Annotated in this window: 28 protein-coding genes and 1 riboswitch; of the genes, 5 read left to right on the top strand and 23 right to left on the bottom strand. The window is 43.3% G+C overall.

Annotated features, from left to right (window positions below):
- Positions 1–22: 22 nt before the first annotated feature.
- The 5 genes from serA to AC1ECB_RS25510 all read right to left on the bottom strand — a co-directional run bounded on the left by serA (position 23) and on the right by AC1ECB_RS25510 (position 4,987).
- On the bottom strand, positions 23–1,603 hold the full coding sequence (gene serA / locus AC1ECB_RS25530) for a phosphoglycerate dehydrogenase (protein ID WP_485666418.1): 1,581 nt from the start codon (positions 1,601–1,603) through the stop codon (positions 23–25).
- A 188-nt stretch (positions 1,604–1,791) separates the two neighbouring features.
- Positions 1,792–1,947: a hypothetical protein gene (locus tag AC1ECB_RS25525; protein WP_485666417.1), complete on the bottom strand. Its 156-nt coding sequence runs from the start codon at positions 1,945–1,947 to the stop codon at positions 1,792–1,794.
- Between the two features lie 133 nt (positions 1,948–2,080).
- Positions 2,081–2,764, bottom strand: a complete 684-nt coding sequence (locus AC1ECB_RS25520; protein WP_485666416.1) for a Crp/Fnr family transcriptional regulator — start codon at positions 2,762–2,764, stop codon at positions 2,081–2,083.
- A 283-nt stretch (positions 2,765–3,047) separates the two neighbouring features.
- Positions 3,048–3,221 carry a DUF362 domain-containing protein gene (locus AC1ECB_RS25515; RefSeq protein WP_485666415.1) on the bottom strand — a complete coding sequence of 58 codons (174 nt, stop codon included), beginning with the start codon at positions 3,219–3,221 and terminating at the stop codon, positions 3,048–3,050.
- Between the two features lie 206 nt (positions 3,222–3,427).
- Positions 3,428–4,987 carry a GGDEF domain-containing protein gene (locus AC1ECB_RS25510; RefSeq protein ID WP_485666414.1) on the bottom strand — a complete coding sequence of 520 codons (1,560 nt, stop codon included), beginning with the start codon at positions 4,985–4,987 and terminating at the stop codon, positions 3,428–3,430.
- 136 nt (positions 4,988–5,123) lie between these two features.
- Here AC1ECB_RS25510 and AC1ECB_RS25505 point away from each other — a divergent pair, with 136 nt between their 5' ends.
- Positions 5,124–5,732, top strand: coding sequence for a ferritin family protein (locus tag AC1ECB_RS25505; protein ID WP_021168552.1), 609 nt, complete (start codon positions 5,124–5,126; stop codon positions 5,730–5,732).
- A 33-nt stretch (positions 5,733–5,765) separates the two neighbouring features.
- Here AC1ECB_RS25505 and AC1ECB_RS25500 read toward each other — a convergent pair whose 3' ends face one another.
- From AC1ECB_RS25500 to AC1ECB_RS25470, 7 genes are all read right to left on the bottom strand, one after another.
- The gene (locus AC1ECB_RS25500) at positions 5,766–6,116 is read right to left on the bottom strand and encodes a hypothetical protein (protein ID WP_485666413.1); all 351 of its coding nucleotides are present in this window, start codon (positions 6,114–6,116) and stop codon (positions 5,766–5,768) included.
- A gap of 150 nt (positions 6,117–6,266) precedes the next feature.
- A complete protein-coding gene (locus tag AC1ECB_RS25495) occupies positions 6,267–6,977 on the bottom strand; it encodes an ATP-binding protein (RefSeq protein ID WP_485666412.1) in 711 nt (236 codons plus the stop codon).
- Positions 6,978–7,159: 182 nt separating this feature from the next.
- A complete protein-coding gene (locus tag AC1ECB_RS25490) occupies positions 7,160–7,630 on the bottom strand; it encodes a universal stress protein (RefSeq protein ID WP_485666411.1) in 471 nt (156 codons plus the stop codon).
- Positions 7,631–7,799: 169 nt separating this feature from the next.
- On the bottom strand, positions 7,800–8,441 hold the full coding sequence (gene ribB / locus AC1ECB_RS25485) for a 3,4-dihydroxy-2-butanone-4-phosphate synthase (protein ID WP_485666410.1): 642 nt from the start codon (positions 8,439–8,441) through the stop codon (positions 7,800–7,802).
- 112 nt (positions 8,442–8,553) lie between these two features.
- A riboswitch (FMN riboswitch) is annotated at positions 8,554–8,704 on the bottom strand.
- A gap of 58 nt (positions 8,705–8,762) precedes the next feature.
- On the bottom strand, positions 8,763–9,419 hold the full coding sequence (locus tag AC1ECB_RS25480; protein WP_485666409.1) for a YkgJ family cysteine cluster protein: 657 nt from the start codon (positions 9,417–9,419) through the stop codon (positions 8,763–8,765).
- A 14-nt stretch (positions 9,420–9,433) separates the two neighbouring features.
- Positions 9,434–9,658 carry a hypothetical protein gene (locus AC1ECB_RS25475; protein ID WP_485666408.1) on the bottom strand — a complete coding sequence of 75 codons (225 nt, stop codon included), beginning with the start codon at positions 9,656–9,658 and terminating at the stop codon, positions 9,434–9,436.
- A gap of 335 nt (positions 9,659–9,993) precedes the next feature.
- Positions 9,994–11,121 (bottom strand): reverse transcriptase domain-containing protein, encoded by a 1,128-nt coding sequence (locus AC1ECB_RS25470; protein WP_485669407.1) that lies wholly within the window; start codon positions 11,119–11,121, stop codon positions 9,994–9,996.
- Between the two features lie 142 nt (positions 11,122–11,263).
- Between AC1ECB_RS25470 and AC1ECB_RS25465 the strand changes: the two genes are divergently transcribed.
- Positions 11,264–11,617 carry a hypothetical protein gene (locus AC1ECB_RS25465; RefSeq protein WP_485666407.1) on the top strand — a complete coding sequence of 118 codons (354 nt, stop codon included), beginning with the start codon at positions 11,264–11,266 and terminating at the stop codon, positions 11,615–11,617.
- An 82-nt stretch (positions 11,618–11,699) separates the two neighbouring features.
- On the opposite strand, the gene AC1ECB_RS25460 is transcribed toward AC1ECB_RS25465, so the two are convergent.
- Entirely contained in the window at positions 11,700–12,440 is a 741-nt protein-coding gene (locus AC1ECB_RS25460; RefSeq protein WP_485666229.1) for an ATP-binding protein, read from the bottom strand.
- Complete coding sequence (istA, locus tag AC1ECB_RS25455) at positions 12,427–14,004, bottom strand: IS21 family transposase (protein WP_485666406.1); 1,578 nt, start codon at positions 14,002–14,004, stop codon at positions 12,427–12,429. The genes AC1ECB_RS25460 and istA overlap by 14 nt, the downstream gene beginning before the upstream one ends.
- A gap of 128 nt (positions 14,005–14,132) precedes the next feature.
- On the opposite strand from istA, the gene AC1ECB_RS25450 reads away from it, so the two are divergent.
- From AC1ECB_RS25450 to AC1ECB_RS25440, 3 genes are read left to right on the top strand one after another with little or no spacing between them, the layout of a single operon-like run.
- A complete protein-coding gene (locus AC1ECB_RS25450) occupies positions 14,133–15,125 on the top strand; it encodes a site-specific integrase (protein WP_485666405.1) in 993 nt (330 codons plus the stop codon).
- Positions 15,118–16,098: a tyrosine-type recombinase/integrase gene (locus AC1ECB_RS25445; RefSeq protein WP_485666404.1), complete on the top strand. Its 981-nt coding sequence runs from the start codon at positions 15,118–15,120 to the stop codon at positions 16,096–16,098. Before AC1ECB_RS25450 ends, AC1ECB_RS25445 begins: the two co-directional genes overlap by 8 nt.
- Positions 16,085–17,095, top strand: coding sequence for a site-specific integrase (locus AC1ECB_RS25440; RefSeq protein ID WP_485666403.1), 1,011 nt, complete (start codon positions 16,085–16,087; stop codon positions 17,093–17,095). The genes AC1ECB_RS25445 and AC1ECB_RS25440 overlap by 14 nt, the downstream gene beginning before the upstream one ends.
- 105 nt (positions 17,096–17,200) lie before the next feature.
- On the opposite strand, the gene AC1ECB_RS25435 is transcribed toward AC1ECB_RS25440, so the two are convergent.
- The 9 genes from AC1ECB_RS25435 to AC1ECB_RS25395 all read right to left on the bottom strand — a co-directional run bounded on the left by AC1ECB_RS25435 (position 17,201) and on the right by AC1ECB_RS25395 (position 25,524).
- Positions 17,201–17,899: a reverse transcriptase domain-containing protein gene (locus AC1ECB_RS25435; RefSeq protein ID WP_485666402.1), complete on the bottom strand. Its 699-nt coding sequence runs from the start codon at positions 17,897–17,899 to the stop codon at positions 17,201–17,203.
- 1,073 nt (positions 17,900–18,972) lie between these two features.
- Positions 18,973–20,334 (bottom strand): WD40 repeat domain-containing protein, encoded by a 1,362-nt coding sequence (locus AC1ECB_RS25430; protein WP_485666401.1) that lies wholly within the window; start codon positions 20,332–20,334, stop codon positions 18,973–18,975.
- A 581-nt stretch (positions 20,335–20,915) separates the two neighbouring features.
- On the bottom strand, positions 20,916–21,197 hold the full coding sequence (locus tag AC1ECB_RS25425) for a tetratricopeptide repeat protein (RefSeq protein ID WP_485669406.1): 282 nt from the start codon (positions 21,195–21,197) through the stop codon (positions 20,916–20,918).
- A 27-nt stretch (positions 21,198–21,224) separates the two neighbouring features.
- Positions 21,225–21,470: a tetratricopeptide repeat protein gene (locus AC1ECB_RS25420; RefSeq protein WP_485669405.1), complete on the bottom strand. Its 246-nt coding sequence runs from the start codon at positions 21,468–21,470 to the stop codon at positions 21,225–21,227.
- A gap of 93 nt (positions 21,471–21,563) precedes the next feature.
- Positions 21,564–21,740: a hypothetical protein gene (locus tag AC1ECB_RS25415; protein WP_485666400.1), complete on the bottom strand. Its 177-nt coding sequence runs from the start codon at positions 21,738–21,740 to the stop codon at positions 21,564–21,566.
- Positions 21,737–22,018 (bottom strand): hypothetical protein, encoded by a 282-nt coding sequence (locus tag AC1ECB_RS25410; protein ID WP_485666399.1) that lies wholly within the window; start codon positions 22,016–22,018, stop codon positions 21,737–21,739. The genes AC1ECB_RS25415 and AC1ECB_RS25410 overlap by 4 nt, the downstream gene beginning before the upstream one ends.
- Before the next feature lie 287 nt (positions 22,019–22,305).
- Positions 22,306–23,352, bottom strand: coding sequence for a tyrosine-type recombinase/integrase (locus AC1ECB_RS25405; protein WP_485666398.1), 1,047 nt, complete (start codon positions 23,350–23,352; stop codon positions 22,306–22,308).
- Positions 23,345–24,295, bottom strand: a complete 951-nt coding sequence (locus AC1ECB_RS25400) for a tyrosine-type recombinase/integrase (RefSeq protein WP_485666397.1) — start codon at positions 24,293–24,295, stop codon at positions 23,345–23,347. Before AC1ECB_RS25400 ends, AC1ECB_RS25405 begins: the two co-directional genes overlap by 8 nt.
- Positions 24,292–25,524 (bottom strand): site-specific integrase, encoded by a 1,233-nt coding sequence (locus AC1ECB_RS25395; protein ID WP_485666396.1) that lies wholly within the window; start codon positions 25,522–25,524, stop codon positions 24,292–24,294. The genes AC1ECB_RS25400 and AC1ECB_RS25395 overlap by 4 nt, the downstream gene beginning before the upstream one ends.
- Positions 25,525–25,639: the final 115 nt, after the last annotated feature.

Below are 25,639 nucleotides of genomic sequence, written 5' to 3'. Positions count from 1 at the left end.
GACATTCCGTCTGGTAATGTTGCTATATTTTTACAAAACGCACTCGCAAAATACCTTCCACACCACCGAGGAAATCCAGCGTCTCTTTGGAAACCACTGAATCAACAGCCAGCACCATCATGGCTTGTTGATCTGTAAGCTTGCGGCCAAGCTGCATTGTGGCAATATTGACCTTGGCAACCCCCAATAAGGTTCCCATTTGTCCGACAACACCTGGTTTATCATGGTTTTCGGCCACCACCATATAGGGGGTGGGATTAACATCAAATTCGAAACCATTGATTTCAACAATTCGCAGCTCTCCTATACCAAAGGTGGTGCCACTAATAGTAAACTCTTTATCTTTGGATATAACCTTAAGCGTAATCAATGTCAGGTAATTTTTCACGGCAGATTCTTTGCTTTCGGTTACAATGACGCCCCGGCTGTCCGCAATGACATTGGCATTTACATAATTTATCCGTTCTTTTAGTACCGGCTCAAACAGACCTTTCAATATGGCAAGAGTGATAACCGAAGTTTCCAGGGCCGCTACTTCTCCCCGATACAAAATCTCCACTTTTTCAATGGCTTCTTTTTCCAACTGATAGTACATCTTGCCCAGGGTCTCACCCAATTTTAAATACGCTTTTATTGTATCAAATTCCTGCATCGGCAAGGTAGGAAGATTGACAGCATTGGGCACGATTTCTCCCCGCAGTGCGGAGATTACCTCTTGCGCCACAGTAATGCCAACATTATCCTGAGCCTCCACCGTGTCAGCGCCAGCATGAGGCGTTACAATGACATTGTCAAGATCGAGCAGCGGGGAAGTGGCGTGAGGTTCTCCCTCTAACACATCAATTCCGGCCCGTTTGACGATTTTTTCTTTCATAGCTTCGATGAGCGCTTCCTCGTTCACAATTCCGGCCCGGGCACAATTGATAACAGTCAGCCCTTTTTTGGCGGCTTTAAATTGTTCTTTGCCAATTATACCATATGTCTCTTCCGTTTTAGGAGTATGCACAGTAAGAATATCGCTCTGCGCCATCAGTTCTTGCAGTTTTTCTTTCTTCTCTACACCATATTTTTTAAAGCGGGCATCACTGATATACGGGTCATAGGCAATAATATTCATTCCAAACGACTTCATTCGCGTTGCGACCAGAGAGCCGATCCGCCCCAGGCCTACAATACCTACTGTTTTACCCTGAAGCTCCATACCTTTCAGACCGGCACGATCCCACACCCGCTCTTTAAGGCGGTTATGGAGCTGCGGAATGTTGCGGCAAGTTGCAAATATCAGACCAATAGTAAGTTCGGCCGCCGACACAACATTTGATTCAGGGGTATTAACAACGACAATACCGCGTTTGGTAGCTCCCTCCATTTCAATATTATCGACACCATTACCCGCACGTCCCACTACTTTTAACCTGGGAGCGTGTTGATATAATTCTTCATTGACTTTGGTATTGCTTCTAACAATAAGACCGTCATATTCACCAATAACTTGCAAAAGTTCCTGCCGCGAGAGGTTTGCCTTTACATCAACGTTCACACCTTCTTGCGTAAGTTTTTCAATACCCTTTTGTGCAATCTGTTCAGAAACTAATACTTTCATAATCTTACCTCCATTTTTATACTCTGCCCTTGGGACCTTGATGTTGCATTAGTTAGATAAAAAACTCACCCCATGAATATTGGGGCGAGCTTTTTAACCCGCGTTGCCACCCAGCTTAGACCGTGGAAACAATATAGGTGTACCATAAGGGAAAATAAAAAAGTTCTCCATCCCTCCAGGGACGAGAACTATTCCCGCGTTGCCACCCATGTTGCCTTTCGGCCAACTTTAGCCGCTGTATTGGGCGGATCCCATTCTGATTCTTCACCAGTCACTCCCAGGCGGAACCTTTCTGTTCGGTGGACCGGCTCGCACCAACCGCCGTCTCTCTGAACACCTTGCATTTGGCTTCCTGTTCATCATGTTGAATATTACGTTGAAATGATTATACCGTGTGTGAAACTGTAAGTCAAGTGTATTTTTCACAAGGGCATTCTTCCGTAAGACTCTCCTTATCTCCCTTGTCATTTACAAGCATTATCTTTCCTGATAACGATCAAGCCTTTTTTTATCCAAAATAATAATCTGCTGTTCAGCAAAGTCAATAATTTTGTCTTTTTTCATAGAACTCAGTACCCGGCTCACAGTCTCACGGGTTGTTCCCACCAAATTAGCTAAATCCTGGCGCGTCATGTCAACAGCAATCTGAACACCACCAGCAACCGGCTGACCATACTGCTGAGATAAGCGAACAAGAATTTGGGCCGTACGGGAAAGAGTATCTGACAGCGCCAGGGTTTTTATCTTTCCTTGCGCATGAATTAGTTTTTTGCTCATCACCTGGATAATATGCAGTGCAATACGGCTATTTTTGGTCACTACGTTTTCCAGGTCATTATTTTTTATCATGCCAATAACAGAATCCTCGATAGCAACTGAAGTAGCCGGATAGAAGCCGTGGTTAAATAGCAATACTTCAGCAAAAACCTCCCCTGGTCCCAGAATATTAATAATATGTTCTCTGCCATCCTGCGAAATCTGGACAATCTTGACCTTACCGCTTTTAATATAGTGAAAGCCTTCACCTGGCTCACCTTCCATAAATATTATCATATTTTTCTTGTAGCGCCGCTCAATAGTCACATCAGCTATGGCAGCCAAATCATTTGGCGGCAATTCCTCAAAAATCGGTATATTTCTCAAATATTCCAACTCTGACACGTAAATCTCTCCTCTCACATTCCCAAAGCATCTCACCCACATTTATCCGATAACCAAGTTGCTCTAAGACTTACTTATAGTTATTATATATTATAAAAGCGCTATCGCGCCCTTGAGGATACGGATCTAACCGCAGAGTACACAGAGAGCGCAGAGGGAAGATGTATATCGAGACATTCCCTCTGCGTACTCTGTGTCTCTGCGGTTCAAAAAACTTATACTTTCTTTATGTATGAAAAAGCCCAGCTCGCAAGCTGGACTTTTATCACATCAGGCAAAACTACTACTCACCTGGACTAATGGCGCCTACCGGACAAGTGTCTTGACACGCACCACAGTCAATGCAAATATCTGGATCAATCTTAAACTGATCATCGCCTTCTGAAATAGCATCCACCGGGCAATCCGGCGCGCAGGCACCGCATTTGACGCATTCGGAACTAATTTTATAGGCCATATTTTTCCCTCCTTTTACTTGCGGCCGTTTACCACGGCCTACGTTAACCATACTTTTCAACAATCCTTGAGTCTGAGACAAAAATCATAGCTTGGTTATTGCCTGCTTAAATAATAGTATCTACAAATTGGCCTGTTTTTAGGAAACCGCAAACAAGGAAATTGTTGCATTTTATGAGATATAATTATATGCCAAAATAATACTACTCAAAGTTTTTGGCGCTGTCGTTTAATTGACATCATAATAAATTTGCGGGCCTCGACCCGGTTAATGGCTTTGCGATTTTCCATATCACGGTCAGCCCTCTCCCAGACTGACGTAAGGCTTTCCCCCCGTTTGGCCGCAGCAACGCCGGTGGTTATACTCAGTGGCAACTCCGGTTGACGTAAATTATGAAGATCAATATAGTAGTTGATATCTTTTTTGAAATCCTCAACCACATCTGACGAAACATCTGTAAGCAACGCAGCAAAACGGTCACCGTCGATACGGGCGGCTGTACAGGCAGGACCGGCAACTGTTTTGAGAATGTCAGCAGCCACGTTAATAAGCTTATCACCTGCCAGGTTGCCTAAAAAATCATTAATTACCTTCATCCCGTCAATACTAAGTACAATGATCGCACTATCAGGCTGCCCTTGTTGGGCAGCTATTTTTTTCTCAAATGCAGCTTGGGTGTATAAGCCTGTTAGATCATCAGTAGCAGGCAAATTTGGCATAAGATCTGGTACTGGTTCTTTAGTTGCGGACTCTATTCCTGTTCCTTTGTAGGCGGCGACCGCCCGCACTCTGTCAATCATCGCCGCCGGTGTCGCCTCAACCATTTCCGCAGCATTTAACTCGGCTATTTTTATGACAGCAGCAGTTTCTAACGTTGTAGCCTCTACAGGCTTTTCTGTCGCAGCAGATATCGGCTCAGCCATGTCAGCAGCAATTATCTCCGTTATTTTTCGGACGGCAATGGCTTCCGGAGTCTCCACAGCTGTTGCATCTGCAAACTTTTTTCCTATTGTAGCCGGTTCTTGGTCCCCGGCAAACGACGGTCTTGGCCTATTAACAGGCGCTTTAACTATTGAATGTTTATTGCTGGCAACCGGCTTGTGGTGATGCAGCAAGTAGACCAACAGCAATAGTGGTATGACTCCTAAGAAGTACACTCCCCCCAGCCATGCCAACCAGCGGCCAATCTCCTGCTGCTCACCATCGCCAGCAGGTACCAGCTTCTCGACCACTGGCGTAATGGTCTCCTGGGGAATAACGCCATAAATGACACCGATTACCGTTCCACTGGCAATAACAGGCACAGCTACTACGATAACATCTCCGTCCAGTTGCCAGTCAGCACCTGATACCTGACCTGTAAATTCCCGCCCGGCAATCGCTTCCTCAAAATAGCTTCGGTTAGTGATATCGCGACCACTACCGCCACTGGTATCAACCTTAACTTTCCCATCATTCCCCGCATAACCAAGGAGCCTAAACTCAGTAGTAAGAAAACTGCGAAATTCGTTATTCACAATCTCCGGCTCATCAACAGTAAGTGCACTTAGTTTTGCAATACCTCTCACATAAGCTGCTTGACTTGACAGCCAGGCATTTTCAGCCTCAACTCTACGGTTTATAAGCTTGTCAAGCTGTACTTGACTACTGTCTTGGGTATGTTGCCTTTCTACATAAGCAACTTCAGCAATAAAAATTAACGGCAGCAGCACAGCTGCAACTACCAGATACTTTACGTATTTACCTGTTGTACCTATTGTTAGCATTTTAACCCCCTGCATCTGCCTCTTCTTTAAAGATATTCAAACTACTATTTGACACCACTGCTTAATATCCTGCCAAAATTAACTTCTAATTTCCTCCCGCATAGAATATATAAGATTATTGGGAGGTGCATATAGTATGGCTTTGTTCCGTGCTTATAAAAAATCGTCTAAACCTAAAATTCTTGCAACAGCCGACCTGGAATGTTCTACAGAAGTTTGCCCCAATCATCCGGATTTATTGCTGCTACGGGATGCTGCCGCCGACGAGCGTAATGCTATTGCCTTTTACCTGGAAGCCGCACGAGCTTCCTGTTTGCCCCGGCTGTTTCTGGATGTAGCTGAAGACGAGATGGAGCATTATGTAGAAATTATGCGGGAAATTTCCCGTTTAGACCCCGTACAGGCTCAAATGCTCAGCGACGTGGGTCTTGATATGCTATTAATGACCCGGCCATTATTTAAACCGAAAACCAAGGCAGCCATCCTCAAAGAAAGCGAAGCCGACGATATCCAGATTGACCCACCAAATCGCAAGGAGATGCCGACCGTAGTTCTTTTGACCAAAGCCCTCAATGATGAACTCCAGGCTACTAATAAATATCAGCGATACATGGAAGCTGCTGAAACACCTGCTGTACAACGATTATTCTGTCACCTAATGAACGAAGAAAAAGAACATATTGCCGAATTTACTGCAGCATTGTTTGATCTCACCCATGAACCACTGCCACTGGAACACGACTAGTAAGTAAAAAGGATAGGCAAAAACCTATCCTTTTTACTTACCACCGCGGTGTACCGGCCGGTTTCCACTTGATTCCGGCTTAGTTTTAACTTTAGCCGGTACTGCTGTTAACATTACCTGATTGCCCTGGCAAGAAACCTTTATTTGATAATCCACAATTCCTTGCTTGTAAAGATTGAGCTTGAGCTCAAGCAGCGCTTTGCCTACCGACTCTTGGAGCTCCGGTGTAAAGTAGGCGCTGTTAATGTCTGCTGCTGAATCTTTCTTTGCCGGCTTGACCGACAGCCGAACAGGCTCATCATCAATTTCGGTCTCAAAAGTTGGTTGTTCATGCCAGCCTTTAAACATATCAGTGTCACTAAGATTTTTTTGGATTTTGGCCACAATAGTTACCTCCTGGAAAACATACCCTTAAAATTTGCAACCACAATTGCTAATTATAAAATATTTATTCTAGTATTTCTTTACTTGCATCAACAAATCCTGCATAAAACAGTTGCAAGTCCTTGCCAAAATCCCCCTACTCACAGTCACCTAATCATCTTCCGGAATAGTACCATCTGTGCCAATTATCACAACACGCCAAGGAATCATCTTGCCGCTCTGTACTAATGCCTCTTTAACCGCATTTTCTAAGCCGCCACAGCAAGGGACCTCCATTCTTACTATAGTAAGACTTTTGATGTTATGCAATTGCAATATCTCGGTTAGCTTAGCAGCGTAATTGACCTTATCCAGTTTTGGACAACCAATAACAGTAATCTTGTTATGCATAAACTCAGCATGTAGATTTGCATAGGCATAAGCCGCACAATCAGCCGCCACTAGCAGGTGAGCATCATTAAAATAAGCAGCATTTGCTGGTACTAACTGCAATTGGCATGGCCATTGCCGCAACTGGGAACCAGTAGCAACAGATTCATTCCGGCTAGTTCCAGCTGCTTTTTTGATCTCTTTGGCCATACTTCCCGGGCAGCCGGGCATTTGCGGTGAACTAGCCGGAAGCTTGCCGGCAATTTGCTGCTGGACAGCTCCTTCATCAAAGGCAGGTGCTTCCCGTTCAATGATATTGATGGCCCCGTGGGGACAATCAGGCAAACAGGCTCCCAGGCCATCACACAGATTGTCTGATACCAATTTAGCTTTTCCATCAATCAACTGCAGAGCCGCTTCATGACAAGCGCTAATACAAAGACCACAACCATCACACTTCTCTTCATCAATTGTAACAATTTTCCGTAACATATTTTTTCTCCTCCATAATTTATTTGAACTATTTTTTATCTCTAGATAAAGGATATACCAAATCCAGCTATTTATCAGTGATTAGAATCACAGAAGCAGTTGATTCTATCAAAAAGAAGCAGATCTTGTTTAACAAGAAATGCTTCTTTCTCCTCGTACTATTTTATTATGCTTTCCAGTTATTAATGACAAGAATACGGCACAATGGTCACAGGACACTGAGCAACATTAACTACACCGTAACTGACGCTGCCAAGTACCCCACCCAGCATCGGATTCATTCCGCGGGACCCCATTATGATCATCCGCACACCATTTGATGAACAACTGCCTGCTTCAATAGTATCGTCAATCCCTGCTTCTTGACAAATCTGATCCTTAGCATCACCGATTCTTAGTTTTAGTTCATAGGCTACACCTGAATCTTCCAATATTTTTTTAGCCGACACAATTATCTCTTGGAAAAGTTGTTGCTGATACTCACGAATGGTATTCTCATTGAAGAATATTTTGGTATGGACAGTATGAAAGCTGGATTGAACATTCAAAACAATAATTTTTTCCTGCAGCGCTTTTGCGATAGTGACAGCCCAATGTAATGCTTCAATGGCATTTTTTGAGCCATCAAAAGGAACAAGAATATCTTTCTTCACAGCAATACCTCCCGTTTACTAGTTTATACCTTAAAGTAATTCGCCACAGATTATCAATATTCCTCTTTTCAGTGCAGAAAGTGCCTCAATTTTCTGTAAATAGTAATATAAATTCATACAATAAAGCCCTCCAGGTAACCTGGAGGGCTGATTAGTCTTGAAGTATTCCTTATTCTCGCAACTTGCGGTAATCTATCAAATCATCCACTGTGACCACCGGCATATTGTGCTTGTTCGCAAAAGTCACGATTTCCGGTAAGCGCGCCATGGTTCCATCCGGATTTGTCAGTTCGCACAGTACACCATATGGTTTGAGACCGGCAAGCCGCATTAAGTCAACATTGGCTTCTGTATGTCCCGGTCGTTCTAATACCCCGCCAGGCTTGGCCTTCAAAGGGAAAACATGCCCCGGATGACGCAGATCCTGGGAACAAGCATTATCAGCAATTGCCGCTTTTATAGTCGCAACACGGTCAGCGGCTGACACACCTGTGGTAACTCCCGTAGCCGCTTCAATTGAAATGGTAAATGCGGTTTGAAAACTACTTGTATTGTTAGCTACCATCATTGGCAACACTAATGCTTCGGCTTTTTCCTCCGGCAGACACAAACAAACTATACCACTGCATTCACGAATTAACATCGCCATCTGTTTTGTTGTCAGCGACTCGGCAGCAAAGAAAATATCACCTTCATTTTCCCGCTGTTCGTTATCTGTTACTAAAACACCCTGACCATTGCTGAGAGCAGTAAGCGCCCTTGCCACCCGCTCCTCTGCATTGCCAAATTGACTTAACAAATTCTGATTCAAAGTAATGCGCCTCCTATACTAATAGTAGGACTTACTAAATCAGGGCAATAGACAGACAGCGACTGAACGATAATGCAATAGAACCTCCGGTTCCTTGTATTAATGCTGACCGCCTTATCCTCTTTCGTCCGGACTATACCGTCGGCACTGGCATTTCACCAGTTCTGCTGACCTCTTCCCAAGCAGGAAGAGCGCTCGCGGGCTCCCCGGTAAAAAACCGGGATACCGCCGGTGGGGACTTGCACCCCGCCCTGAGAATAAGTCTCATACCTGTTATTATACTCGCCGACCATTATTTGTCAACAAAATCATTATTCTGAATTACCTGTTGATGATTTCATGAAATAAACGCACGTCCTCTGGCGACACATTAGAATGCACAAAATCAGCTCTTACACAATCCTTAATCAGAATTTCGCTATAATTGTTGCACCCGTAAGCTGTACTGGCGCTTATTATTTCTTCGCGCAACGTTTTTGCCGGCTCAATAGCTGCCGGCGGCGTTGCCGGGTCGTTTATCACCGCATCAAGATATACGGCACGCATTGCATGGTGCATCTCGGCGACAATTGCCGCGTCGAGAATCTTGTAACATGGGCTTTGCGGAATACATATATAGGTTCGGCAGCTTGCCGGTCGCTCATTGTAAACAAGACATCTCGACAATCCATCCAGGTGGCGGCATTTCTTTTTCCCGGCAAGAAGAAATATCTCCAGTTTATTTTGGCCCACGTCAACAAACAGTTTAGGAATTATGCGTTCAAGCTTTCCTTTAGACAGTTTTTTAGCACTAACACTGTCCATATTGATTTTGAACCGGCCTTTACAGCAATGTTGCCTGCAGGTACCGCAGGGCAATGGATTTTCAAGTAAAAATTCATCGACAGCATCGAAAAATTCCTGTACTGTTGATCTATTGCTTAAGCCACTAATATCTACTTCATTTTCCTTGTTGAAAAATAGTTTCAGTTTGACCATTCCCCTCGCTAATTTTACTTCACACTAACCACAATCACACTATTGCTAACTTCGATCACTTTTACCGGCAACTCAGTCATAGAATTTACTTCAATTAGTTGCAGTAACGCTGACTTCCGATATAGGCTTGTAAAGTACTCAGTAAAATCTTGTACCAATGTCCACTCACTGCCATTAGTTGGTCTTCGTGTACTTAGCCCGATTTTATTTTCATTATTAATATAAATTACCTTACTCATAGTAACCCCCATATGGCAATTAGCTTAAATATTTTATCTTCCACAAAATTTTTGTATTTCCTGCTAGCAATATGAAACATCAATATTATTATTGTGCTTTGCACTAACCTGCTCTGCAGTGGCCTCCCAATTTCAAAAAAGTGCTTCAACCCATATTTTCACGGGCCGGAGCACTTTAAAATTTTTCCAAGTATTAAACTATCATACGCATCAAAATTAACCTATTTAGATATCAATAGGTAAGGTTTTGATATACTCGCCACCTTTTCCCCTGATTCACACCGTACGTGAAGCTTTAACCTCATACGGCGTTCCATCAATCGTAATTAACTTACTTAAACCACAGAATTTCCTACTTTTAGCCGGAATTGATTTACTTTTTCTATCTGTTCATTAGATAAATTAAGTTTCGCCAGTAGTTGATGAATGATACCGGATTTGGTTGCGTGTATTAATTGGTCAATATCAGGGTGAACTATAACAAGGTTTTTGTATTTATCATTTCCATTGGTTTGGATGTTTTTGATATGGTGACAGTGAAAATCACTGACATTCAGTCTCGTTCCAAGTATTCTGCATTTCCCGCATTGGGCAGAGAATAATGATATTCGGTTGTCATTGTATTCAATGCTTTGATTTTCTACAGGGTGTTTCACCAGATAGAGAAATTCATGCTCTGATACCTTTTCGATCTGTTCATGAATGAGTATTCTACCTTCAGTGGTGTAGTTATTTATTTTGGTAGAAAAGCTCATTGCATTTTTATGCTTGCAACATGACATGGGGTATATAATTTTGCAGCGGATATATAATTTGTTTTTGTTATAGCCCTTATATTTTTGGGTATATACTTTGTCAGGAGAGCCTTTATTGGTGGCGATTAACCGCCATCTCATTTTTGCTATCCTATCAAGATAGTATCCAATATTATTGAAGTCTATAGAACAGTGCGTTGCTATACGATAGTAATTTTGGGTTCCCAGCACGTAGGAATTGAACAGGGCGATATTTTTTTGGCTGGACTTCTGTTTGACTTTTTTGATTAGTTTTTTACCTTTGACCATTATTTTACTAACAGCATCAGATTTTATCCTTGAATGGGCTACCCGCTTTTTGCCTTTTACAACGGCTTTAATCGAAAAGCCAAGAAATTCAGATGATTTCTTTCGCAGATTTGTTATTTTGGATTTATCCGGGCTAATTTTAAGATGTAATCTTTCTTTGAGCCAAGACTTAACTGCTATGAAGACTCTTTCGGCTATATCGCGGGTACGACACATGATCTTAAAGTCGTCAGCGTATCTAATAATGAAGCATTCTTTTAGCTTTGAAGAATTACGTAGAGCATTTAGCTTATTGTCATTTCTTGTAAAGGTATGAGCTGTTTCGAAACTTTCCCATTGATCACTAATCCACCAGTCCAGTTCATTTAAGACTATATTCGATAACAACGGAGATAAAATGCCACCTTATGCAAAGAAAGTAACTATGCAAAGAAATATGCTAAAAATGTTGATTTTTGGCCATTTCGGGTTAAATTACTTTGCATAACCTCCAATGATAGATTTGAGATTGTTCTCAAATATCTATCAGGAGGTATTGCTCATGCAACGACAGACACTTCGCGAACTGCTCCAGGATCTGGAACAGGAACTGCTTCGCCTCGGTTACACAAAAGGCACCATGACCTTTTACCGCAACCGCTGGCGCAAGCTCGAGAATTTTGCCCACAAGAACGGGCAGGTTTACTATACGGAACAACTTGGCATTGATTTCGTACGAGAATATTTCGCTATTACGCAGGATGATTTCTCGCGAACATTGAACCAAGCGCAGACACAGGAACTCCGTGTCATACGTATGGTCGGTGATTTTCAGCTTCATCATGCGGTTTTACGGAGATACTTGAAACACCGGGTGATTATTCCGCACGATTCGTACCGCGAATCGCAATTATAGATACTGTCTGTCCATGCTAAGCGTACTGGTAGTCCGCTGGTCAGTACCGCTCCGAAGAGCGGTACCCAACACAGCTTTTTTGTTACTCGTTAACCTTTACCTTGCGCATATTCAGATCGCCGGAATAAATCCGAATGGAATTATTCACAATGCGGTCAATGATCGCATCCGCATGGATTCCACCACCAAGGCGTGTGTGCCAATCCTCAATTCGATACTGCGTACAGAATACGGTGCTTCTGTCAGTATAACGACGCTCAATCAGTTCGAACAGGAAATGTTCCTGCTGGCGTGACAGATCATCGATAAGCCATTCATCCAGAATCAGGAGTGTGTAACTCTCAAACTTCTTGAGGAGTTTTGATACGCCAGTGACAGTGGTAGCGGCTTCATCATGCAGCTGTAACAGATCCGGCATCCGGATGTATCTAGTTCTGTATCCCAACCTGCAGGCAGCTTTGCCAAATGCGCAGGCTAAATAGCTCTTGCCTGATCCCGTGAAACCGTCAATAATGATATTCGTATTGGAATTCAGGAACTGACAGCTAGCAACGCCAAGTACCTTGTCCCGGTCAAGATGACGGTCTGTGTAGTAGATATCATCGACATTGGCCTGTGGGAAGCGGAACTTTGCAAGTTTCGTCAGACGTTTCACTTTGTTTGTATATTTTTCCTGGTATATATAATCAACCAGGAGCTGCATGCGTTCCTCAAAAGTGAGGGTCTGGCAGCTCTGTTGACCGGATTGGAGCTCCAGTCCACGCATCATTTCGCTCAGATTGAGTTCTTCCAGTTTGCGGCGGGTTTCCTCATTTATCATCATCGTATCCTCCATAATAAGCGGCACCGCGGACATATCCGCGCACCTCACTATTCTTTTGACGGATTTCGCTTTCTTCTTTCTGGGCAAGATAGATTTTATCTTGATTGCCGGAAAGAACGGCTTTAAGATGATGGTAACGGGGCACCCGTATACTGGACAGGCCGATTTCACATGCGGTTTCCAGACGCTCTTCGGAATACGTCTTTGCCAGATGTAACACCGACAGGGCCGAATTATAGCCCTGCTCTTTTATAGTTACGCTACGGAAAATACGGTCAATGACTTCCGCCGTACTTTCTCCTATGGACGCAGCCCAGCGTTTGATGCGGTTTTCATCCATTTCAGGCTGATTGTATGCATCCGGCATATCCTCCTTGTGCGTGCTCCATCCGTTGCTCCGGTAATCGGGGAACTTTGGATGGGTGGCAATGCGCTCGTGATTGTAATAGATTTCGAGAAGCGTATCCGTGATCCGTACACTTACTTCCTTGCCGCGATAATGAAACGGGCAGGAATAATGATTTTTCCAGAACACGATATGGCAGTCAGGATAAACCTTTACCCCATGCTTCCACTCGCAGATCTCATAAGGAACTGCCGGCAGTTCATGCAGATAGGGTTTTTCCTCCACATACACGAGGTAGCGGCTGCCTTCCCGCTTCTGAAACGGCGCTTCATTCAATTCAGCCAATGCTTTGCTCACTGCAATCCTGAGTTCACCGAAGGAATGGAATTCTTCATTCCTGAGCTTTGCGATGACCGCAGTGGCAATTTTACCGACCGTCCCTTCTACAGAGGCTTTCTGCTTGGGTTTGCGGACGCCGGTAGGCATGATAGCGGTGCAGTAGTGATTGCCAAGTTCCTCATATGCGCTGTTAAGGAGGATGTCTCCTTCTTTTGGGTGTTTGATAACGCCCGTCTTGAGGTTATCGCATACAGTTCTCACAGGCACACCGCCAAAGAATTTATACATGTTGATATGGCATCTGAGCCAGGTATTCAGTTTCATATCAAGGCAGGGCTCAACATAAGAATACTGGCTGTAAGGAAGAGTCGCTACAAACAGGTAAACCTTTATGAGCTCACCAGTGTCCGGATCCATAAATTTCATGGTAGGTCCGCTCCAGTCCACTTCGCACCGGATTCCCGGCTTATGGATAAGATGATTGGTAAGCGCCTTCTCTGCAACGTATTGGCCGTAATCTTCGCAATACTTGGAGTATCCGACTGGTATTCTTCCGTTTGCTTCGCACTCGGCTTTGTATTCTTTCCAGAGAAGTTTTAAGGTAACACCTACCTTTTTGAGTTCGTCATGAACCTGATCATACGACGGTAATTCATAGAGCTGGCTTAGATCCGAGTATTTGTTGGGGAAGAACATCTGATAGACTTCATCTTCAGCCAATTCTTTAACATCGTCATAGCGGATCTGTTTCTCATCAGCGATGTGGCATACTTCGCTGACGGAGGATTTTGACATGTTTCGAGTGGCAGCAATGCTGTTCTGAGACATGTGTGCATCCCGCAGTTCCAAAATCAGTTTGACTTTGATTTTGTTTGCCATAGTGATGGTCTCCTTTATCTTAGATTTGAACCAAATGGTTCTTACTAGTAAGATAAAGGAAACCGGTATCATTGTCATGGACTGATGGTACGATTGCGGTAGATTAGGGAATCGAAGTGGTGGTATCATTGCCATGGAGTGCCGGTATCATTGTGCGGATTAGCGGTACGCCACGCACGGAATATTCACACCGGGAACTGCTGACTAATTTATGTTTCATTGAGACAAGCAGACGGTTCGAGGACTACTGTGTCTCAACAAAAGATTATTCAAAAGCCACGGTAGAACACTATACCAAACAATCTGGCTATTTCATGGACTATCTAGAGGCCCAGGGGATGCATGGTTTTTCGGGTATAAGTATGGATACAATAAATGCCTACATCCTCACACTCTCAGGGTTTTCCTACAAGACGGTCGAGCAAAACATTTGCTCTCTGCGTGCCTTCTTCCTGTTCCTGTTTAGGGAAGGCATCATAAATACCGATTTAGCATCGAAGATGCCTATGGTCAAAGCCAGAAAGCAGACATCCATTCCATCCGTATGGACCACAGAGGAACTGACAAAGCTCATCGGAGCCATAGACCGCGCAAGTCCTAAAGGGAAGCGCGACTATGCAATCATATTGATTGCCTGCCGACTGGGACTGCGTTGTAGGGACATTAAGAACTTGCGCCTGGGGGAATTTCATTGGGCGGAGAAGAAGCTCTGCTTTATACAGTCAAAGACCAGGCAGCAGATGGAACTGCCGCTCGTACCGGATGTTGGCTGGGCCGTCATAGACTATCTGAAATACGGACGACCAAAAGTGGATTCTGACTGTGTATTCGTACGGCACATGGCACCGTTCCTTCCTTTTTCAGAGGGAGACCATCTGAATCAGTTGATCCTGTCATACATGGAGAAGGCTCATATCCCAAGGCTTAAGAAACGCCGGGGTATGCACAGCCTTCGCCATACCATGGCAAGCGTGCTACTGGAGAAGGAGACCCCACTCCCAGTTATCTCGGACATCCTCGGCCATCTCAACACTAACTCCACCGCGATATACCTGAAGGTTGACATGGAGCGTCTTTCACAGTGCCCGCTCGATTTCGAGGAGGTGATCCACTGTGAATGAATTCGGTTTTATCGGCCCGCTGAAGGACGAGATGAATAAATTCATCCTGCTGAAACGTTCTGTCGGCAACAAATACGAGTCGGAGGTCGGTGTCCTGAAGAGATTCGACCGGTACCTGGCCCTGAACTACCCCACAATTACTGGGCTTTCAAAAGAGTCCGTCACTGGTTGGTGTGCAAAGCAGGCACATGAAAAACCGGCTAACCAGTGTTCACGTGCCTCTGCTATCCGGCAGTTCGCAAAATATCTGGACAGCACCGGGTATCCGGCATATATACTGCCGGATAATTATTATCCTTCAGGATCTCAATATGTACCACATATCTATGTGCGGGATGAACTGTTGCGTTTTTTTGCGGAGACGGATAAATGCCATTTCTGCTATGAATGTCCTTGGCGGCATCTGGTTATGCCGGTCTTTTTCCGACTCTTGTTTGCATGCGGGATGCGCTGTTCGGAGGCGAGGCTCCTTATGGTCGGCGATGTAGACCTCGAAAAAGGTTGCCTGACCATACGGGAATCGAAGAATCGTAACAGCAGACTAGTAATGGTATCGACATCCATGTTAAAACGTCTCAGGGAATATGCGGATGCGGTACATCCATTCCCGGATGAAGGCGCATTCTTTTTCCCAGGAGCTCCTCGCAGGCCTATGACGCTGGTAAACGTCTATAGAAATTTCCGGCGTTTCTTATGGCGGGCCAGAATATCCCACACTGGCGACGGACCGAGGGTCCATGATTTTCGACATACTTTTGCAGTCTATCGGCTGAAAGCCTGGTCGGAACAGGGGAAGGATCTTATGGCCATGCTCCCAGTCCTGAAAACCTACATGGGTCACGACAGCTTTAATGAGACAGCATACTACCTGCGCATGACGGCGGACGTATTTCCGGACATCCGTATGAAATTAGAAGGTGCATTTGGGAACATAATACCGGACACGGGAGACGAACCTTATGAAGCCGACTGATTTTTCCATCTACCTGACGAAGTTTCTCTCTGATTACCTGCCCGGGCAGAAGAATGTGAGTCCCAACACCATCCGCTCCTACAGGGATACCTTCAAGCTCCTGCTCCGGTATTTCCAAGAACAGGAGGGGATGCCACCTGAAAAGATCAAGATGTCTTGTATTACCCATGGGTGCGTCATTTCCTTCCTTGACTGGCTGGAAACGGAGCGTGGGTGTGGCGTGACCACACGCAACCTGCGTTTGACGGCGATCCACTCCTTTTTCCGGTATGCACAAGCGGAATCCCCGGAATCACTGTTTCATTTCCAAAAGGTAATTGCAATACCGGTTAAAAAAGGTAGGAAGAAAACCGTGGAGCACCTAACTCCGGAAGGAATCCGTCTGCTGCTAGAACAACCGGACCGCAGTTACCCGAAGGGACGCCGTGACCTTGTAATGTTGAGCACGCTGTATGACAGCGGTGCACGCGTGCAGGAACTGATTGATTTAAGTGTCGGGGACTTCATCTCCGGTGCCAATGCGATCCTCATGCTTACGGGAAAAGGAAGCAAGATGCGACGTGTCCCGCTAATGAAGAATACAGCCAACCTTCTTGTCGCTTATATTTCTGAAAACCATCTGGATGTATCGCACAAGAAGACATACCCGCTCTTTACAAACAGCCAGCATAACCGGCTTACAAGGGAGGGCGTTGCCTACGTGCTCGGGAAATATGCAGCACAGGCACATGAAATATCGGATTCAGTCCCATCGAAGGTTAAATGCCACATGCTCCGCCATTCGAAGGCCGTCCATCTGCTCCAAGCAGGGGTGAATCTCATATACATCCGTGATTTTTTGGGGCATACGGATATCAAGACCACTGAGATTTATGCTCGGGCTGATACGGAATTAAAACGCAAGGCACTAGAGAATGCGTACCCTGACCTTGTGGATCCAGATCTCCCTGACTGTAATAGCAATACTAATCTGATGTCTTGGTTGTCAAGCCTTTAGACTTGCAGATAACTATGCAAAGTAAAGCGGATAGAAATGCAGTAGTTCCAAGCTTTTCCTGCGGTTACTTTGCATAGTCTCCCACTTTGCATAAGGCGGTCTATGCTAAGCTTTGCATAGGCCACCTTGCGGAGTACCTTTTGAGGGGATACCCAATCCTTGAATTTCTGCTTTTAACATTGCTGATATGATACAGAGAAGCCTTTTATCCTGTATTCCCATAGTCCACATTTGTTTTAGTAATTTGCCATGGTCAACATTATCAAAGAACCCTTTAATATCAATGTCCACAACAAAATGTAATTTTTGTACATTAATCCTCCTATTCATAGTGGCAATAGCATGTTCTGTACTTCTGTTGGGTCTAAAGCCAAAGCTATGATTATGAAACTTTGCTTCACATATGGGTTCAAAAATTTGCAGGATACATTGCTGAATCAGCCGGTCAGATATGGTTGGTATGCCTAGTGGTCTTAATTTTCCATTGTTTTTTGGAATTTCCACTCGTTTGACTGATTGTGGTTTGTATCTTATTAGTCGTTTTTGCACCAGTCTTATGACTTGCTCATTTTTCATGGCTGCAATATCATTGATGGTTTTATTATCCGTACCCTCTGTTATACTGCCGGGATTAGTCTTGATATTGCGATAGGCTAAAAGAATATTGCTTTCACTTATTATTTTTTCGTATAGTTTCTTGAATTTAGCACTTTTAAGACTTTGCGAATATAATTCATCAAGTGTACTTTGCTCGCCATAATATTCATTGTGGCGTAGCTTTTTATTCTTAGCCGCAGTAGCCATAGTCGTCAACACCTCCTTTCGTGGAGTGGCCTCTTTTAGTCGCACCAGAACCTATGGAGTGATTTGTGATGTTAAGTTTTTAATCATGATTGACTTGGGTCTATCCCTCCACCAGTTATTATCATGGTTTCATTGGTACTGTGACCCTGCTTTCGCATTGATAAAGACAGGTTACCCTGTCACCGCTTCATAGAAGATAAGTTCTCCACGTTCAATGGTTACCACGTTCCAATATCTCTATCTTGCATATACCGTTAGGCAGTTCCTCTAGGTTTGTAGATTATCCAATGCCTATAACATTGCAAGGATTTTCATACATAGGATTTTTTACTCATCCTCATCTACCATACTTATGTATGTGCTAACATTTCTATTAGCCGCGAAATTCCCCCGTACATTCGGAATCTTTGTCGGAGCTCTGATGCTCATTCTTGCCATAGGTATTTTATAGACTTCCGCGCTATAGACTGCACCATCCACCGCTGGACAGGTTTCCTGCTTCTTTTGAAACAGGGCAGTTCTCACGCGACTTCACCGAGCTTCTGACATTTCAGTACTTACCTGTATCGACGCCAGTCGGAGTATTAAAGTGAACCCTTCAAGGCGTTACCCCATCATTTGATTCATCAAGATATTAGTTCTCTTGGCAATAGTGCCAATGCCTAAGCTTTTCACTTAGAAACGTGTCGCACGCTATGTTCGCACAGACTTAGGGGGCGTTTTTTTCGATTCCCAATAAGTGTTAGCCCCATTTTGAATGTCTATGCAAACATAAATATACACATTTTTAATTTATCAAAACCAGCGAATCCTTACAGAATCAGGCTATTTAGGCTCTATCACGGCTACTGACTCAACGTGTGTTTTGATAGAAAAACGATACTAATACACGTAATTTGAGTTTCGTGTAAAGGTTCGGCACCCTTAGAGGGGGGGCGTTTTTCGCATAGGATTACCAGGAGATCTCCATACCTGATCAACGGCTAACTTTTCCATTTAGACAGGAGTTTGATTCGTTGATCCGTAACCTTGCAAATCCACGTATTCTAAGTTTCAACATTCTAGTATTCAAACTATTCCCAAACTGAAATATTTTGATCTTTAAGGTTTTTTGCGACTAAGTATTTACCATTAGGTGAAATAGCTATAGGACCCGAAGAATTTTCGACCACTTGTGTAAATTGTCCAGTTTTTATGTTATATATTTTAATTGCCTTATCTCGCACATCTTCAATTGCCAGGTTTTTCCCATCTCCTAAAAACGCTATTTTACCTCCTCCAACATCTATTTTTTTAACTAATTGGAATGTCTGTGCATCCCATAATATTGTAGTTTTGTCCTCACTGCTACTGGCAATTAGAGTCCCATCAGGTGAACATTCTACTGCAGTCACCCCCCCATTATGACCGTTTAATGATCTAACGAGTTTTCCACTAATAGTCCAAACCTTTACTGTGCCATCAAGTGAGCTGCTTGCCAACAAATGACCTTCGTCAAAAAAAGAAACAGACGTAATGCTAGGTGAAAACCCTTGTATTAATGCTTCCGAATGTCCATACATCGTAGATGCGGGTGTACCAGTAGTCGCTCGAGTGATCCATACCCTTACTGTTTTGTCATGACTCCCGCTTGCTAAAAGCTCTCCATCTTTTAAATAGGTAATAGATGAGACCCATCCTTCATGACCATTAAGTTTATTTATCAAATTACCTGTATTAAGATCATAAATACTAATTCCAGAGTCTCTTCCTCCCATTGCTACTGCCACACTATTACCATTAGATGAAAAGGCAATATCTAGCACAAGTTGACCATCAATTGCGATTTCCCTAATTTTTTCTCCTGAAATAGCATCCCAAATAAGTAATTTATCATGAAAAATGCTGCGATCATATAGATTAGTTGCGATTTTTTTTCCATCTTTTGAATATGCAATAGAAAATACGTTTTTTAAGTTCATCGGTATTTGATCATTACCAAGGACTCGATATAGTTTTCGGGTGTATATTTTTCCTTCTTCGACTGTTGGTTTATCGAGCAATATTTGCGAGAGTTTATCCAAATGTATTATTGCTTTTATCTTAATCCTAACTTCCATAGTATTTCCTGATTTGATTCTTTGTTTATCTAAAATATTTATCTCCATTACAGCTGCTGATAGCGACGTAATTTTATCTTCTGTCAAAGTAAAGTTTTTCACATTTGACACACTCGTTACATATGTTCCTGCTTGCTCCAGTGCATTTCTTTTGGCCAAAAGCAGCGCAGCTTCATCGGCGGATTTAAATGAATCGTTATCCCCCATTTGATAGACGCCATCTGCGATGATTTCTTTACTTTCAGCGGCGATGGATTGTACTGGCAAAGCCGCATACAAAAATAATATCATTATGTATAAAATGAGCCGCCTCAAAAATAACATAGTTATATCCATTCCTTTCGCTTAAGGCACAAAACGGAATGAAATCCGTTCGCGTTGAGCAATTTTTTTTGTATCCTTACTCACTAATAATGCAAAAAAATAATCAAAATAAATCAACATTTAAAAACGATTTCCGGAAAACATCCGATTCCAGATCTTATAGAAGTTATTCTTTATGTCTGCTTCGAACGCTTCCAGGCTTTCGCCATCTATTCCGGCTGCCCCCTTGTTCGCTTTTACACGTCGAAACGCCTCAAGCACTACATGCTTGGGAATATCTTACGGCTTTGTTTTGTCCATTAGTTCCTCCCTTTCGGTTGACCTTTGCCCATATTAGCGGGACTTTTACTGTATTAACATTACCATATGTGCTATTGCGGAAAGGACTAAGGACTCCTGCAGCATAATCTGCATCCGCACTTTGACCACATATTGGTGGCGTTTCCCGTAACTATTGTTTTTTCTTTCCCCAGTCACCGCTATCATTGCTGCCTACCACCTGCACATAACTGGCTTTCTGCACGAGAGTGTAGCTCAAGAGCCCTTACTTCTCTCTAATTCAATAGCCTTTTCCTTTTCATAGTCAGCATTTGCTAAATCATACTTTCCTTGAATCTATAAACATCACCACGATTATGATATGCGCCTGACTTAGTAGGATTCAATTCAATAGTTTTACTGTAATCAGCTATTGCCAAGTCATAATTTTGCTTTACATAATAACAATTCCCTCGTTCGAAATAGGCAAGATAATTCGTAGGTTCTAATTCAATAACTTTACTAAAGTCAGCTATTGCTAAATCGTATTTACAATTATTGCGGTAGGAATTTCCACGCTTAAAATATGCTTCTACAGAATATGGATTTAATTCTATTATTCTATCATAATCACCTGTAGAGTATTATTGTTCAACAATTCTATTTACATCACCATTTTTTGCTAACTCTGTTTTTAATTTGAAAGCTTTTCCATAATCTACTAAGGCTAAATCTTGTTGTCCTTTTGCCTTATAAACATCACCACGATTTCGATAAGCTTCTGGCAAATTTGGATTTAAATCGATAGCTTTTGTATAGTCGCATATCGCTAAACTGTATTCACCGATATAATAATAAGCGAGTCCCCGATTATTGTATGCCTCTGGAATATTTGAGATTAATTCTAAAGCTTTGTTATTGGCAATAATGGCATTATTATAATCTTTCTTATTAACAAGGTAGTCATATCCTTTTTCAAACCACTAAATAGCTGTAAAATATAGTTCGTTTTGGTTTATCTTTGTTTCGACTAAGTTTTTCTCTTGTTGAGTTCTAGCTTGTGTCTGTTGGCGTTTTAATGTTTCGATTTCTATCATTGCTTTTTCATAATCAGACTGTACTTTTTTTAGAGTATCTGACAGTGTAGTTTTATCGTTCATCTTATTACGCATAGCTTGGATATTTTATCAGTGTCAACTGAACATCGAACCTTCACCCAAAATTGAATACTATCATTATTTCCAAAGCTTCGCTTCTTATCAAGTACAGTAGTCTCAATCAATCCAGAAGCAAATGTCCTAATTTCATCCCTAGTCAGTTGCATATCCTTTACTTCTGTAAAACTCTCTAAGTAAGTACCAGCCTGTTCAATGGCAGTACGCTTAGCCTCTACAATGGCTCTTTCTTGAGCAACAGAAGGAGTCTCGCCATCACCCATAGTATAAGAACCTTCTGCGATAATCTCTTTAACTTCAGCAGAAACAGGGGAAGGGAGAATGAGAAAGGCTAATAACATCAAACAAACAAAGAGTCGCTTCACCAAATAACTTGATAACATATAATGTCGAGTAGACGCTCGATTTCCACCTCACTTTTTAATGGTATTGAATGTGAGAAGGCCGTCTACGCCTCTCACAAAACTTATCCCGCAAAATGCGGCATCCCGATTATCGGCATCACACCCTCATATAAAGCCCTTCTTTCATGATAATATCGGGATAATATTTAGCGACTCAGTCCGTAAAGCTGCCTGATTAATTCCTCATCATCTTCCCATTCAAGATATGTGGTTTCTCCAGACACCAGCGGGTTCAGCTTTGAAGTAACTTTCTGGATGGCCTCTTTCTTCATTTCCGTATCAGCATTCGCATAAATCAAGGTCGATGAAATCTGCGCATGCCCGAGCCATTCAGCCAGCAATACCATTGGCATACCACTTCTGTACAAGTGCATGCTGCGGCTATGGCGAAACATATGGCAATGAAGCGACTCAGGAACTTCAGGATTCATATTATGAGCAGCGACACCGTATTTCTTGATGAATCTTTCTGTGTTGTCTGGCGACATTGCAAATCGGCGCCCTTTACGCTCAGTGTAAAAAAGATAATCGTCAGAAGTGTGTTCAGGGTAAAAAACTGCAGCATATTTTCTGAAATGATCAACGGTTTTGGGCATTACCGGCACCAAACGCGTTTTTCTGCCTTTTCCGGTAATGACAACGTAGGGAGATTTCCCTTCGAAATGAATGTCACTTAGCTTGAGATCCAGCAGTTCTTGGTTTCGGGCTCCGGTATCATACATCAGTATCATAAAGAATAGGTTTCGCAACTCTTTCTTCTTTCTGGTATCTGGCTGCTCAAGTATTGTTTTCAACGCAGCTTCACTGAAGAATTTAATGACGGTAGTCTTTGCTGCCCTCTTTAAAGGGATAGTACACAAATCTTTGACGTATGCCTGAACACCAATATCCCTGGCACCGGCATATTTAACGAATGACCGGATACATGCGAGCCGATGATTGCGCGTGGAAACACTGCAATACCGTTCTTTTTCAAGATACCCTAAATAATTCTCGACAGTCTCCTTGGAAAGGCGCTCAAAGCTGAGTTTTCCCAGACTGATCCCATTTCTATCGCAAATGTAGCGTAACAACTGGTTAAGGCATTCACGGTATGATTTAACTGTATTGACGCTCACAGCTTTTTGATCGGGGAGATATACCGTCAAAAAGTCTCTCACCAACTTGAAAAACCGAGTGCTCTTCTCATTCATCTTCGGCCACCTCCGGGATCAAATCCGAAAAATGGCTCCAGTCAATAGCAGTTGAACGAATGAGCCTTTCGGGCAAAAGGTGGATGTAATATGCCGTGTCCGAAAAGTGGGTGTGGCCCATGTACGCACTCAGGTACGGGAGCTTGGCGTAAAGGTTCGCGCCTTCGTCCAGCCATTTCATCATCATTGTCGTAGCGTAGCGATGTCTAAGATCATAAGTAACAGCGCTTGCTTCATTGCCAGTTCCCCGGGCTTTACTCCAGATCATTTGAAACTGTCTGGCAAGCCAACGCCGATTAAATGGCGCGCCGTTTGTTGATGGAAAAAAGTACATATGGTTGGCGAAAATCTCTGCAACAGTTGATTGATAATTCTTGCACATCTGTAATACATCGTCGGACATGGCGACATAGCGTTCTTTGTGGGATTTATTTTTTCGGATTAGCAGTATGCCTTTGTCGAAATCAATATCGCAGCCCTGCAGTTCCCGACCTTCGTTCGGGCGTAGGCCGCAGAAATAGATCAATCTCAATAATACAGGAAGAATCAGATGCCGATGCGGAGAACAAAGATTAGGTGGAAGCCCGTCGCATTCCTTGAAAATGCTCAACATCTCTTTATCTGTGAAAATATATGGGGTTCGTGTCTCTTGCCTGGGGAGAAAACTTGATGGGATCACATAACAATCGACTCCGATTGCAGATAGGTACTTAAGCAGCTCCCGAATTGATTGAATCCTTCTTCTTGCCCCGGTCTTGGACTCGTTTTCCCGCCGTGAGCACCAGTTAAGAACTACGTCTTCCTTGAGTTCAGACACATTCAACTGCTTTGACTCTATGAATCTGCAAAAACGATCTAAATCGTACTCGTAGGAACGTCTGGAATAACCAATGGACTCTTTGTAGAGGAGCATATCCTCAATATATTCGCTGAGCGTTTTCATAGTCTGGAGCCCTCCTCAAAAGAGTCAAACCCCAGTGCGCATTCGCGTAAGCCCTCAATATCCAAAGAAATATATGGTCTTGTCGCGCCGGTGTTTTGATGACCAAGTATCTGTGTGACCGTTGTGATGGGTACCCCTTCCATTGTCATCTGGGTTCCAAGCATCCTTCTGATGCCGTGCATCGTTTTCCCATCACCAAGCCTATGTGAAACCCCTGCTGCTTTCATACGTCGGCGCAAGACGCACGCTACTGAAACGCCATCTTTAAAGCTTTGAAAAGGTGCAAGGCTTCTTAAAAATATCTGTGGAGATTCCGATTCCGGACGGCTGTTCAGGATATAGTCTGCCAACGCTGCGCCAACGGCTCTTTGCAGTGGAAGGCTAATTGGTATCTGGGTTTTTCCTTGGATTATTTGGACCTCGCTTTTACGCCAGTCAATATCCGACAGTTTAATCTTCGCAATGTCCCCAGCACGCATCCCGCTGCTTGCTGCCAAAAGCAAAATGGCATAATCGCGTTTCCCTATCGCGGTGCTTCGATCAATAGACCTGATGACTAAGTTCAAGTCATCCAGAGGCATGCACGGATATATTTTTCTCTCTCTTGCTCTCGGCACCATCAGTAAGCCTGCATACGGAAGTCCTGAATCCCCTGAACTGGTGAGATAATGATCCAGTTTACGGAGTGATCCGACAACATCGTCCATGCTTTTTGCGCGTGTCTGCGAAATATCGCTCAGAAACATCTGCACATGCTCTGCCTTAATTTGAGAGATATCGCTGATTCCCAAGCCAGTAAGCGACAGAAGAAAGCGCCTGACTATGGTTTGGTTATTACGATTTCTGAGTTCTGAGTGACTATCATCAGCGACACCGGCGATAATGCGCTCAAAGTTCTCCGATAAAGCGAAAGTATCTTTGTAAGCGGGGCCTTTCCAAACGAATCTGCCCGTCTCGCCTACTTCTCGCAGTATCCTGATTCCTCGGGTGCGGAGATTGAATACATTTCGGGAAATCGCTCCGGCCTGCAGGTTCTCTCTATAGAGTTCCTCAAGTTCGTTTATCAAGTCTTCACTGTAAAATTCTTCTTGTTTTACCTTGAAGAAAGCAGAGATTGGCTTAAAACTACGTGATGCAATCACTTCAAGTGAAGATGGGGCTAATCCTACTTCTTTTTCCAAAATCATTAATGCTTGTTGGATGATTCCAAAAATCGTACTATCTTTCATGTAAACCTCCTATTGAATTTGATAAATTCAATATACAGCATACTGAAAGAAAAATATTATCCCGATATTTTTACGGAAGAAGGGCTTTATATGAGGGTTTCAGATCAATAATCGG

The sequence above is a fragment of the Sporomusa sp. 246TCP1 genome, assembly GCF_057319775.1.
Note: the sequence above shows the minus strand (reverse complement) of the source record. Positions and strands in the feature narration are given on the sequence as shown.

Excerpts from the sequence above, each read along its gene's own strand:
- serA (WP_485666418.1), bottom strand. The coding sequence starts at position 1,603 with ATGAAAGTATTAGTTTCTGAACAGATTGCACAAAAGGGTATTGAAAAA.
- AC1ECB_RS25475 (WP_485666408.1), bottom strand. The coding sequence starts at position 9,658 with ATGAGTAAGGTAATTTATATTAATAATGAAAATAAAATCGGGCTAAGT.
- AC1ECB_RS25465 (WP_485666407.1), top strand. The coding sequence starts at position 11,264 with ATGCAACGACAGACACTTCGCGAACTGCTCCAGGATCTGGAACAGGAA.
- AC1ECB_RS25480 (WP_485666409.1), bottom strand. The coding sequence starts at position 9,419 with ATGGTCAAACTGAAACTATTTTTCAACAAGGAAAATGAAGTAGATATT.
- AC1ECB_RS25410 (WP_485666399.1), bottom strand. The coding sequence starts at position 22,018 with ATGGGTGATGGCGAGACTCCTTCTGTTGCTCAAGAAAGAGCCATTGTA.
- AC1ECB_RS25415 (WP_485666400.1), bottom strand. The coding sequence starts at position 21,740 with ATGAACGATAAAACTACACTGTCAGATACTCTAAAAAAAGTACAGTCT.
- AC1ECB_RS25430 (WP_485666401.1), bottom strand. The coding sequence starts at position 20,334 with ATGGATATAACTATGTTATTTTTGAGGCGGCTCATTTTATACATAATG.
- AC1ECB_RS25405 (WP_485666398.1), bottom strand. The coding sequence starts at position 23,352 with ATGAATGAGAAGAGCACTCGGTTTTTCAAGTTGGTGAGAGACTTTTTG.
- AC1ECB_RS25435 (WP_485666402.1), bottom strand. The coding sequence starts at position 17,899 with ATGGCTACTGCGGCTAAGAATAAAAAGCTACGCCACAATGAATATTAT.
- AC1ECB_RS25510 (WP_485666414.1), bottom strand. The coding sequence starts at position 4,987 with ATGCTAACAATAGGTACAACAGGTAAATACGTAAAGTATCTGGTAGTT.
- AC1ECB_RS25460 (WP_485666229.1), bottom strand. The coding sequence starts at position 12,440 with ATGATGATAAATGAGGAAACCCGCCGCAAACTGGAAGAACTCAATCTG.
- AC1ECB_RS25505 (WP_021168552.1), top strand. The coding sequence starts at position 5,124 with ATGGCTTTGTTCCGTGCTTATAAAAAATCGTCTAAACCTAAAATTCTT.
- AC1ECB_RS25395 (WP_485666396.1), bottom strand. The coding sequence starts at position 25,524 with ATGAAAGATAGTACGATTTTTGGAATCATCCAACAAGCATTAATGATT.
- istA (WP_485666406.1), bottom strand. The coding sequence starts at position 14,004 with ATGGCAAACAAAATCAAAGTCAAACTGATTTTGGAACTGCGGGATGCA.
- AC1ECB_RS25525 (WP_485666417.1), bottom strand. The coding sequence starts at position 1,947 with ATGCAAGGTGTTCAGAGAGACGGCGGTTGGTGCGAGCCGGTCCACCGA.
- AC1ECB_RS25515 (WP_485666415.1), bottom strand. The coding sequence starts at position 3,221 with ATGGCCTATAAAATTAGTTCCGAATGCGTCAAATGCGGTGCCTGCGCG.
- AC1ECB_RS25440 (WP_485666403.1), top strand. The coding sequence starts at position 16,085 with ATGAAGCCGACTGATTTTTCCATCTACCTGACGAAGTTTCTCTCTGAT.
- AC1ECB_RS25400 (WP_485666397.1), bottom strand. The coding sequence starts at position 24,295 with ATGAAAACGCTCAGCGAATATATTGAGGATATGCTCCTCTACAAAGAG.
- AC1ECB_RS25495 (WP_485666412.1), bottom strand. The coding sequence starts at position 6,977 with ATGTTACGGAAAATTGTTACAATTGATGAAGAGAAGTGTGATGGTTGT.